Raw genomic sequence first — 12,543 nt, 5'->3', positions numbered from 1 at the left:
AAAGACCTATTGAAACCTGCATTATTCAATGGGGTCAGCTATGGTTCTAAATTCTATTTATTGTATTTCAAAGTTGCCTGCTGATGTTTAATGATATCCGGTAAGCCAAAAGCTCCATTCAAGAGAGTTGTATCTTCCATGTAACAGGACACAGGGTATCCCACACTATCGTAAGTATATGAACGGGTTTTCTTTAGTGTAACGCCAAAATCTTCAGCCTCATATTCCATCTTCGTCCAGTTGTTCTTCGAAAAAGAAAAGGCATTACTACTTACAGCCGCAAAATATTCATCGCCGGCTGCTCGCAAGCAGTACCAAAACAGGGGATCTACATTGTTGTAAAATGGATTGATTTTATTATCGTAACTGAGAAAGCGATAGTGAATGTCTGCCAGCCCGAGAGATGACTTCTTTGCATCGGGCGAATACAGGTAGTCGAGTCTAAGCAGGTTATCATTGGTGTCCCAGGAAAAATTTATTGTTTGATAAACCTTAACCACATGATTAAATCCGTAAGCACTGTTTGTGTATCTCAGTATCGCAGCTATCTGGTTTTTGTCGTTATAAACTATACTATCATAATCTATGTAACCGATAGCAGTGATATCCATTTTCATTTCAATCTTGCTAACCCGGTTCTTTAAATCGTAGACAAATGTATAATGAGAATTGACTGACGGGGCCTCGACTGTGTAATTACCTAAGCGGTCAGCTTTATAAACAATTTCGAAAATTCCTGCCAAGGCGGTATCTGTGGGCCACTCAGCCCAGCCAATACTAACGGTTGACAAGTTACTGTAAGAATTGTAACCAAATTGGCGGTAGTAATAATTGAAATCACCTTGACTTGAATACACATTGACCAACGATTCGCTTGTCAGCAATTTTTTACTTTGAGTGCTTGTAGTTGGTTCGTCATTGCTCTTATTACATGCAGAAAATGTGAGGAGGACCAGGACTGTAGATAAAATGATACTCGTATTTAGGGTTTTCATAGGGTATTTTAAACACAAACATATGGAAAAAAAGGAATATCGGAAACGGAATGGTTTCTAAACAAATCGAAACTAAAATCTTCAAACCGGTTTAAAACTTTATGATGAGCCTGTTCGCAAATGGCTCCGCAAAAAAATGAAATAGCCAATATAAAAAATCATTCGTGTTTACAATGCTTTGTGAGAAACACGGATGATCGCTTTGCTCCTTACTGATTTCCAAATTCTTTAGTGGACACAGATAAAAGTTTGGTCGCAACTTTCGAACCTTTACCGCTACCGGGGGCACCCATTGAAGCTGAAGACTTCGCTTTAACCGTAGCGAATTTGACGGTTTCTGTCTTTACTACTTTATCTCCCTTCAGATAAGATATCTCCACGGTAGCACTTTGTATGTCGTAGTCGGATTTATTATTTAGTATAACAGCAAGCTTGGTAACGCCTCCAAACAATTTATGCTTGTAGTCGTCGTTTGCGGAAACGGAAATGTAATCATGCATGTTAATTGCAGGTTTCTTGGGCTCCTCCTGAACAGTGGGTTGCTGTGCTTCCACCACTTGTACAACTTCTTTTTTGTTTGACTTGGACTTTGTTGTTTTTGTTTTACCGTTTTTGTCTATTTTATTATCCCTGGTTTTAGGGGTTAGCACCGCAACTGTTGTTGTGTCTGTTGGCGTAAACGTTGAGTCTATTGCCACCGGCAGAGGTGTTGTAGCGGCTGGCAAATCTTTTCTCCTTCGTAAATACGTGACACTGTCCTTAATAGCAAGAAGTATGTTCTTTACATATACTTTCACTTTCACGTGATCGCTAAGATCTGCTAGGGCAGGCACTTTCACGACTAGCTTATCATCAGACTGTGAAAGAATATCGGCACGGGCATAGTTGAAATCGACTTCTATGTCTTCTTTTGAGGGAAGGTTTTTTCCGGCAAAAACTACGGTGTCTCCATCAGTAACTGTAGTCTGGGAGAACATTTCAACTGCTGCCTTCTTTTTTGGATAAAATAAGATTGCCAAAAACAGCAGCAACAAAGCTCCTGCACCGATCAATATCTTTTTCGTCAGATCGCTTTTTACAGGGGGGGGCTCTTGTGACAAAACACTGATCTCCAGTGGATCGGATTTTATTTTACCTGCGCTGTTATATGCCTGCAATTCATACACTATTTTCTTTTGCTTAACATCGTTGACCGTGCTGGTAAGACTAATATTTCCTTCGTGCTCGAATATTCTCCTGGAAACAACTCCGTTCTTAAGCAACTCGATGTCACCGGAATTATATACTGTCCACGAAAGTTTGAATGGCTCGCCGATGCCGATCATTTTTTTATCAGCGATAAATGTTTTCACAATTGGCAACTGCAACTCAGGCACTTGCTCGCTTTCTACAATAATGGTCAGGCTTTTTTCATTGCTGATGCTTCCTTCTCCGGTACGCAGCGTATATTTTATTTCCTTTGATTTTCCGTCGTAAGCCCTTTCAGAAAATTGCTCACTGCCCTTGATCTCTTCAATGTCTTTAAAATGTTCACCATTTTTTAATAGCTCAATTTGATTAGCGTTTTGAACGTACCATGAAACTGTAAACGGTTTCTGACTTTTTACATGATAAATGCCATCGCTATCCTCTTTCGCATCCGCCTTGAAGTATTCGATAAAAGGCTCGTCTGCTTTACTGGGACTGGCGGGGCTTCCGTCGTAGTCAATGATCGTCTTCTTTACCAGCGCTTTCAATTCGCCAAGATCGCTATTGCTGAAAGGTGTGTCTTTATCATTTAGAGCCTTATAAAAAAAATCCCTGTATGCCGGCGATAAATCATTGAGAGAAGCTGGCAGTTTATCGAACAACTCATGCGCATTATATTCCCGGTAATTTTCTCCATAAAAAAGTTTCAAACGTAGTAGTAAGAAAACCAGTTGCAGATAATTAAAATTGATGCCATTGATACTCGATAGTTGTAATTTTTCTCCTAAAATTTTTCTGTAAAAATCGAAAACAAGTATCCAATAATCTTTATTGCCGAACGCACCATTGTCAAGTGGTTCAGAGATTTCCTGCGTGCTGTCGATGTCCACCAGGAAATATTTTGTATCCGTACAGAAAATATTTTTTTCGCAAAAATCAATGAACCAATAACCATGTTCCTTCAGTGTTTCGAAAGACTGAAATATACCGTCTGACAGTAGTTGCAGATCAATTTCTTTTCTCGCCTCGATTAGTTTATCAAGCGTTTCTCCATCAAGGTATTCATAAAAAACGTAGTTCACATTGCGGCCATTTTCCTGGGCATTTACAATGTCATAAATCCGTGGAAAACCTTGCACGTTGAGTCCTTTCAGCGTAGTCATCAGTTGCCAGCCACTAATATTTTCAGGGCGTTTGCTTTTGAACCTCTTGATAAAGCATAAATGCCCGTTAATAGTCACGGGATACTTGAACTCATCTCCGGAGATGAATTTCCAGCCCTTTGGAAAATCTGACTCATAGGAACACTCCCGTTCTTTAATAACTACTTTCATAGCGTTAATATTTATGTCTGAAAGAAAGAGTGGATTTTGAATACTAATAAAGCATTCGCTGACGCATATGTTCGCCAGCGATCGCGAAAAGCCGTCACCTTATCTCTACAAAACAAATGGTCTTGTCATCATTCGTTCCCTGCACCTGTCTGGCGATGTCATCACGTGCCTTGTCGGGCTCATTCGCATAGATGTCTTTAAGCAATGTTTCAGTTGAGGAGCCAATGCCATCAGAAAACAAAATAAGCGAACGCACATTCGATTTTTTCACCACTTCATATAGGGGCTTGTTGTTTACGATGCCCAGTTGTTCTTCATTAAGCATGATCCTGAAAAATATCCTGTCGTTTGCATCGTCATTCTTCGCCGATAAGCTTGTGTCCATAAACTCGCTTTTTTCGCTTCCGTTCTTTCCGTACAACAACATTTTCGAGTCGCCGGATCGATAGCCTTCGAAGTCGCCATTAACAGACAATCTTGCGATCATCATAGTTGAGGCGCATTCCGGAAAATTATTCTCGCTTATGTTTTTCGCCAGCAACTCTTTTTCTTCCGCAGGGAGTGCGTTGATTATTTTGTTCCAGTCATCTTTCACCTCGTCAATCGCTTTGTCTATCATTTGATCCAGTGACAAACCCTGCGCATCAATGGTATATTTTCTAAGCTTGTCTCCTATTGCTTTTGCAAGCAACCTGCTGGAAAAATATTCACTGTCATTGTTTTTCAGAAAATGCAGATCGGAAGTGCCATCCAATATCCAAACCGTTGCCGTATCACCATGTGTTACCCATCCGCACACATCTTCACCAAGATCAATATCAGACGTTTGTCCGTCGATAATTTTCTTTCTTGGACCTGCCGTCATCATTGCTTCACACACAAAGTTTTTTTGTGCAGGCTCGGGAGTTGCAGCAACCGTTTGCGGTGCAGCATTTGTTTCTTCTTTTGATTGCAGAACGGAAAGGTTTTTATTTAACTCGCCAATGATCGCGTCTTTACTATTTATTTCTGTTTTATATTTTCCTTCTTTGGTCTTAAAGTCATTGTAGCTGTATTGCAGCTCCCTTTCACTTTTCTTTTTGTGCAGGACATATGCGATCGTTATACCGAGCAATAAAGCCAGCAATGAAGCTGCTGTGATGTAAAGACCGGTGATCAAACTTCTATCGTCTTTCGGCGATATTGGTACCGGCATGGCTGGCTGGGCGGTTGCTGTGTCTATGATCACATTTGCTGTCACTTTTGTTCCCGTGTCTGCCCCGGGTACGTCGTTATCATACATCCATAATGTCACGTCGCGGTTTCTCTGCAAAACAATGGCAGTATCTATTGGTTCATAATTTTCGGCAGCTATGTGCAGTAAATATCTTTTTCCGGGAATAAGCGTGGTGGTTACTATTCCGTTTTTAAGAACAAATGGAACAGGTTTATTCACACTATCAGTTAATGCTACGTTTGGAGCTTTTATCGCTGCTTTGCTTTTTATATCCTTTATTGATATTTTCAGAACAATATTTTTAGTGATGCGCAGCTTTGATGAATCAATTTTTACCGGTTGGTTTTCAATCTTTGCAGGGTGTGTTTCAATCTTTAGAATCGCCAGCAGGTGATTTAATCTATTCGATAGTTGTTGCAAACGGGCATCAACGCACTGTGTTTTGAAGCTCTGTCCGGAGAGTGCATTTATATAATTAGTGGCAGCTGTTGTAATGGTCAACGAATCTGCTGCTTTATCCAGATCACTTTGCAGCGCGTTTACCTGATCTTTGCAATCCTGGTTAAGCGTTGTGCCTGATGTTATGGTTTTGCTGATGTTGCTTATTGCTTTGAGTTCGTATTTTGTTTGTGCATAGACACTTTGCACACAACAACAGATCACAAGCACAAAAAAAAATAGTCGATTCATTTCCTGCAGGTATTTAAGGCTCAGGCGTAAGCAGCGCCACATTATTGTTTCAATTGTTTTTCGAGACACTTTGGACAAAAGCCGGATGCGCCGGATGCCATTCTGAACAGGAATTTCATATTGCCGATCTTCGTCGGGTCATCAAATAAAAAGAACTGCGGCACATTGTGAATAGGGCAATTGCTTAACAGGCTTTTCAGCTCGCTGCAACCGTCATCGCCCTCCTGTCCAAAAAATGCGCCGATCAGGATGTCATGATTTAAATCTTCAATGGGTCTTTGTTTAAATGGATTGGGTAACAATATTTTTTCACTGTTGGCATCATACTGCATGCCATCAGTGTAAATCAACACCCTTGTATTGGGTATGAACGCCGACGTGGTATCGAACTTTAAAATACGCTGCATCATCACCTTATACTTTTGTACAGGAAATTCCGGCAGTTGCTTTTGTAGAAATTTATTTATAAAAGAATATCCTTTTTGAAGGGCCTTGTTAATATCCGTTCCTTGCTGGAATTTATAAAGCTCATCGTAAATATAGTTGGCAAACTTTCTAAAATCATTGTCATACTTTTTTAGCAGATTGGCCACAGTATCTACAAACATCAATTCCACTCTGTCATCAAACTTAAACGCTGCTACATAAGCGTTCGCATTGGTCTTCAAACGCTCAAGGTCAAAAATTCCGCTCGCCGCACTGGTTGCTACCAACCGCATTTTAGTAAGCGGGCTTTCCTTAAACGCTGGCTCTGTCATCGACGCCGACGCATCCATTAGCAGCACACTCATTCCTATCTCCGGCACATCACTCCGGATTGAAAAACTTACAATGTCCGACTCGTACTTCTCTCCGCTTGTTGTGTATGCAACAACGCGTGCAGTATGTTCACCCTCCAGTCCCCTGGAATAGGCAAAAGTAAATGGCCCATGGTTCAGCTCCGCAATATTTTTATTGTCTACAAAGCAAACCATCTTTTTAATATCATTTCTGTTGGTACCACTAACAGAGGCTCTGACAGACACGTTGCTTCCAAGGTCATAGTTGGCTCCGTTTGTAGGGCTTTCAATGTTTATCGCGATCCGTGGCATGTGAGAGTCCACGCCGTTGCCCTGTGAATCTCGCAAAGAAGGACCTGGTGAATGAGTTAGCTGTTTTAATAAAATGCTGACTTCGCCGCTGTCCATACACAGCGGACAAAAACCATCTTCCGTTAGTTCATCATACACATGTGTTGGCTCAGACGAACATATATACTTGTATACTGGCATAGTAAGCGTTGGATGGGGTGGTTTTAATTAATAAAGAATAATTGGCAGGTAGGATTTGAAACAAACTGCAACCGGCTTAGTAGCGAGACTACACTTTGTTGTTGTCATAATAATGTACGGGGATAAAAATTTTGCAGCTTCGGGTGCTACTTTTTTCTTACGATGCGGATCTTATTGTTTAGTCGCAACTTTTATTTGAAAGAGATACAACCCGTTACACAAAGTTAAACATTTTCCAAGGGTCAGGGATAGGTTGAATCTTTTGTCCGGCGGGTGTTTTCGGGCGGCTGTTGTTGGCAAAAGTTACACTTTAAAATCCTTTATTCGAAATTTGTATATCGACATTTCTGCAGGCGAAAGCACTTACCATTCTACCACAACGGGCTTTCGCATCCAGGGAAACCGGATCATACTAAAACTCCATGGAACACTGTCTATCAACACATCATGCCCTTTTCTTTCAACCTGCAATGTCCAGGAGTCCCCATTGTCTGTAAGCAAACCGTTGCGCTGCAGGAAAGACTGCCTGAAACCATTGATACTCGTATTTCTTAAAGCTTTCCAGTTTTCAATGATTGCAGTTAAAAGAGCATCTGCTTCTTTTTTATATCCTGAGGGTAATCTTGGCATATGAGCCACGGGATCGGTAACAGCAAAGCCGGTTAATATTTTATTAAACTGTAGCAAATACTCCTTGTGCTTCGTTGCTCCTTCTGCGAGGTAAGCTATCAAATACATTGCCTGCATGGCGTGGGAAATGCTTTTGAATTTCTTATCCTCTAACAAATGCATGTTTTTGAAAAAAGAAGGCAGGTATGCAGCAACCAGGCAAATACCGGCATTGTTGATTTGTATTTTTCTGGGCTGTCCCGAATGTTGAAAATGATCGACAGGTAGATGTTCGTCAACTATATCGATTGTCTGATCTTTGGCTGCAGACTGAACTACAATTGTGGAAGCGATGCTGCTTTCACTCAACATTGTAAAAGCCTGTAAAAGAACAAGTAGTTTTACAGGCATTAGCTGTAAGACCTTTTGCATTGTTTGATGTTCGCGTTTAGTTGCTAACGATTTCTTCTGCAAAACATCCTGAAGTATCAGCAATTCATTTTCGCTAAGTTTTTGCAAAATAGCTTCAGTTTTGCGACGCAAAGTTTTTAATTCCGAAAATAAAGTTTCTGTGATGTTGGCCCTTTCCGTGGTTCGTCGCAATGATTCATTTCGCTGGTCTTCCGGTGCCGGTATTGCAAAACCCTCCGTAATAATTTCGAGAAAATTGAACTTGAAAAAATAGGGATGTTCTAATAAAAAAGCAGCAAGCATTTTTTTGCCCGCCACGTCCTGCTCAATTTTGTTAAAAGATGACGCAAGCTCTTGTATGGCAGAATCGCTATAGTTGTCAAATATTGTGGACGATGCGTGTTTGAGTCTTAGCTTTTCAAGCAAGTAATTTATTGACGCCGCCCTGCTATAGAAGTTCGTAGATGAAGCACCCTGCTTTTGTGACAACTTCTGCTCTGCTGCCTGTTCTTTTAGTGCCTCTTGTTTTAAGATGTCTGTTTCATCATTTTCATTCTCGTTATTGCTGGTTTGCTGCGCTGCTTCTTTTAGTTCTTCGCTCTCTATGATCTTTGAACTAAGATCGCTGGACGTACCGGGGGTTGTATTTTCTTCATCACGGCGCACACTTGTTGGGGACTGCATTCTGAGTGTTTCCGCAGCTAACCAATGCAATGCATAAACAGAAAACGTGGACAAATGCATTGTTAGTTTTTTTTCAGCGCTGGCAGATAATCTTTGTTTCTGTAACAGCCATGTCATTGCTTTGATCGTTTCCTGATTTGTAAACAGGGTCATTTCTTTTATTGCAGAAAGCAGTCTCTTACGTTTCACTATCGCCGCAATGATCGCATCTTTATCAGTTGAAGAAACTGAGTGAACACCCTTGCTTAATATTTTTTCCAGTTTCTGCAGTACATCTGGCTCCGACTCATGGAGTTGAAGTGTAATTCTGTTTCCTTGTACTAGCCTGGCTCTGTCGTAGCGGCGGCTGTGCAGATCGTCTGCAGTAACAGGTACCAAAGAAGGTTGATCAATTGACAGCCCTTCTTTTCTCAATGCTTCAAGAAATGACTTGAATGCTATAACATCGCTGTTGCTGCTTTCGTTGAAAAGAGTAGCCAATCTTACCAATGCAGTATCCCTGTTATGCTTTATGATGGCCATCAATTTCTCAGGCGCCCGGTTAACCAGTAATCGTACCAAAGGTTGTATTGCTATGACGTCGTTTTTGTTGATCCACCAGGGCACATCACCTTCCAGCAGAAACTGTTTCACTACCTCCTCTGCAATTTTTTCATAAGAAACCTGTGGGGATGGCGAGTTTTTAATTTGCCTCAGTTTTTGCGTTAATACATCCTCGAATTTTTCAAACACCTCTCTTTCTTCAAATGCATCTTCTTCAATATCACCCAGGTCAATTTCTATCCTGTCACAAAAATAGAATTCACTGGAAGCAAACTGCTGCTCAATGGCCCGCTGAATGATCTGGTTGAATTCGTAAGCATAGTAATTCACCAGTTGCCTTTGCATTCTTTCAGCAACTTTTTCTGACCCGTAGTGAAAGTCAAAAATTTCCCTGTTAATAGTGTGTTCAATCATTCTGGAGCCTCATCATTTATTTTTTTCAACACATACAAAAGGTTGTTTACAATCTCTACATCCGATATGTCGTTGTCTGCCTGCCCGGTAATCCACATTTTATAAGCAGTTTCAAATTCTTTCATTTGCCTGTGATCGAGCCATTGAATTGTTGGCGCTATGTGTGCAGGCACTTCCAGGAAAATCGCCTTCTCCAGCAGATGCCGGAAGCTCACATCGCGAAATCTTGCGGGCCATGATGGCAATACAAATGTTACCTGGAAAGAATATGGATCAAGCAGCGACGATTTATCAAGGTCCTCTTCGTCTTCAATTTCTTCTTGCGGCAGCTCGTAAGAAAAGAAATTGATCAGTTCATTTATAAGCAACTCCATCGCATCTTTGTCTTTAAACTTTTGTTTGCTGCTTGCCAGTGTCACTCCATTTTCTTCTATTTTGAATAGATTGAATCCATCGGCATATATACTTGTGTGGTAATTTTCCTGGTCGGCAGCGGCCCTTTTGATATGCTCAATCCTATCAACCGCATGCTTGTAAATGGAGAATGTTTCAGGTATGATTAGCACCGTTTCATCAGTTTCACTGTTGATGATTTGAAGGCTCCATAATGGTGCTGCGCTTTGTCTTTTTTGTATGTCAACTATATTGAACCTGTAACGCAATACGTTGTCTTCTTTTTTCTCCAGATTATATGGCCCGTCCGGTTCCAATGCCGGCAGCAAAAGGGTTACGTCAGCTTCAATAATCTCATCATTTTTTCTTGGAGCATTTCTCCTGCCAGTGATCCTGGGCCGCAGCAAAATATGTTCGAGTACATGAAAATTTTCATTCTTTGAAATATCGGCAAAGAAAAGTTGAACTTTATCCAGCGACTTTTCCATTGTTCCTCTATGATCGAAATGTGCAGAGGCAATACTTTCGTACTCATTCTCCTGGTTCAGTCTTTTGATCGCATAGCTAATCTTTCCCTTTTCACCCTCTACGTCGTATAACTTCCTGTTTGAGCCATTTTCAAGCAACCAGGTCAGGGTTTCATAAGCCTCACTTTCATTTTCATAATGCACGCTTCTTAATAAAACATCTTCTGTGCTTTCAGGATCTCTTACTACGACTTCATACCGTTTGATATTATTTTGAAGGATCTTTTCTTCAACGGAAATGTTGGCGGATGTAATATTTGTTCTTTCATAAGTATCTATGCCTGTGAGGCGGCATATCCGCTTTTTTATTCCTTCCACATTTGCAGTATCCCATACCTCATCTTGTGTGTAATCGTAACTCCTGCCCCGGTACTTACTTACCTGAATGTAATCTTTCAACATGGCGGTCTTGTCTTTCAGTATCTCGCCACCTCCGCCGTATTTTTTATCCGGCAAGTCTGATATGATATACATGGCCTCGCTAAACCTTGCAAGCAGGTGATTCAATATTTTTGTGCGTTTGAAATAATAGCCATTGCCGGGTTCCACGAGATTGCTGTGACTGTTGTTGTAAGTCTGTATGCTTAAGAACAATGTTTCAAAGTCGTTGATCTCCGAAAAAATATCCGAAGAGAATTCGGGGGATACTTCGGCATCAAATGACATCGCATTTTTTATATTGGAGAGGTCCTGTAGGTAATCTCCCAGCAGTTGTTCGAAGAACATCAGAAACCCTCTGAGCTGCAGTGTGAGCCTTTTCTTTTTATCAAGCGACTCCATTTGTGTGGACACGTATGCTTTCTTTAGCTTCTTTATCTCTGCATCGCTATTGATTTCTCCAAGGGATTTATTTAACTCGTCTTTTGCTATCGCATAGAGGCGCAGCGTTTTGTCGGCAATGGCGGGTTTATATTTTGCGTCGCTGCGCTGCCTTTCTTCAAAATTTTTCAGATCATTCAATGCCTTTTGTATTGCTTCTCGGTCAACTTCTTCATCCACTATTTGCTCCTTCATGCCGTATATCGCCGGCAATGTCTGCTGCACTGGATAATAGGCCATGATGCCCGCCGGTGCTACGGTTGGCAAAATGAAGTCTTTGGTATAGCTCTTTAGCTTGGTACCCGTATCGGCGCTTTGCATGAACGTGTACAATGCGAGCACTTTGTTTTTATCAGGATATTTGTCTGCCTCAGATCTGTGCCTGTCGCCACTCCTCGAGAAGGTAACCTTTGAATCGCTCGCGTTCAGTCTCGGTTTTCTTTGCTGCTTGTACACTTCGCTTATCCACTCGTTGAAATCGGCAAAAGAGTCCGCATTTTCCGGTAACATGAAATCAATGATAGCGATGACTCCTTCAATGTCAAGCACCATGTTTATAATATCCGAGACGTGAATTTCTTTTCTTCGTTCAGAGTTCTCCAGCTCTTTTGCATCAATGAACCCATGCTTTAATACAGGGCCTTCAAAAATTTCTTCTACACTATATCCTTTCAAGAAGATTTGCTCAACCGTATAGAATTTTATGCCGGGAGAAATAAAATCATGAATTAGTTTGTACACTTTGGCATTGATCTTTTCTATATCTGCGCCTTCACTTACCTTCAACTCCATACTAACTGTGAAGTATTCATATTCTACAGAGGTAATACTTACAAAGTCTTCGCATAAATTGCGATGCGAATGTAACCGCTGGCGAATGACTGATACAATATGATCCTTTTGCTCTTCGAAACGAATATTGTCTTCGAACTCAACATACACTTTGTACAACCCCCTGAGCTCAAGCAACTGGAGGGCCGACTCTGCATCATAGGTTAATTCATACTTGCTGCTATCATTTTCACCCGATTGTTTCTCCCTGATAAATACTGGAACTTCGCTTTCGCTGCTAAGTTCCACCCATGCATTTTTAACACCTTTCACATCGATGATCAATTTGCGAAAATCGTTAAGCGTAACAGGGTTGCATGGCAATATTTCCCTTGCAGAGTATAATTGAGTATGATGTAATTTATCGGTATTATCTCCCGAAGCGAGTATATCCTGAATGTCAAGGGATGTTTTGTAACCCAGCTCCGTAATGGCGTAGCACAATGCTTCGAGTATGGTAATGCCGGGGTCGTGTGTGTTGTAATCGCTCCAGTTTCTGCCAGACAAATTTTCAATGATCTCAATGGCTTGCTTCTTCAGAAAATAAAAATCTTCCGACTTATTGAGTTTGTTGTTTACATCTATCCTGGCTTTTTCTGGCATATAAAATCGTTTATA

At 41.0% G+C, this 12,543-nt stretch carries 6 protein-coding genes; all 6 read right to left on the bottom strand.

What is annotated here, in order from left to right; all coding sequences use genetic code 11:
- Positions 1-53: 53 nt before the first annotated feature.
- Positions 54-995: a hypothetical protein gene (locus KTO63_RS25525; RefSeq protein WP_217795036.1), complete on the bottom strand. Its 942-nt coding sequence runs from the start codon at positions 993-995 to the stop codon at positions 54-56.
- A 209-nt stretch (positions 996-1,204) separates the two neighbouring features.
- A complete protein-coding gene (locus tag KTO63_RS25520) occupies positions 1,205-3,517 on the bottom strand; it encodes an IPT/TIG domain-containing protein (protein ID WP_217795034.1) in 2,313 nt (770 codons plus the stop codon).
- A 94-nt stretch (positions 3,518-3,611) separates the two neighbouring features.
- The gene (locus tag KTO63_RS25515) at positions 3,612-5,423 is read right to left on the bottom strand and encodes a protein phosphatase 2C domain-containing protein (RefSeq protein WP_217795032.1); all 1,812 of its coding nucleotides are present in this window, start codon (positions 5,421-5,423) and stop codon (positions 3,612-3,614) included.
- Positions 5,424-5,464: 41 nt separating this feature from the next.
- Entirely contained in the window at positions 5,465-6,694 is a 1,230-nt protein-coding gene (locus KTO63_RS25510) for an Ig-like domain-containing protein (protein ID WP_217795030.1), read from the bottom strand.
- A 363-nt stretch (positions 6,695-7,057) separates the two neighbouring features.
- Positions 7,058-9,355 carry a contractile injection system tape measure protein gene (locus KTO63_RS25505; RefSeq protein WP_217795029.1) on the bottom strand — a complete coding sequence of 766 codons (2,298 nt, stop codon included), beginning with the start codon at positions 9,353-9,355 and terminating at the stop codon, positions 7,058-7,060.
- Entirely contained in the window at positions 9,352-12,528 is a 3,177-nt protein-coding gene (locus KTO63_RS25500; protein WP_217795027.1) for a hypothetical protein, read from the bottom strand. Before KTO63_RS25500 ends, KTO63_RS25505 begins: the two co-directional genes overlap by 4 nt.
- Positions 12,529-12,543: the final 15 nt, after the last annotated feature.

The organism is Pinibacter aurantiacus, from assembly GCF_019130065.1.
GTDB classification, from domain to species: Bacteria; Bacteroidota; Bacteroidia; order Chitinophagales; family Chitinophagaceae; genus Pinibacter; species Pinibacter aurantiacus.
Note: the sequence above shows the minus strand (reverse complement) of the source record. Positions and strands in the feature narration are given on the sequence as shown.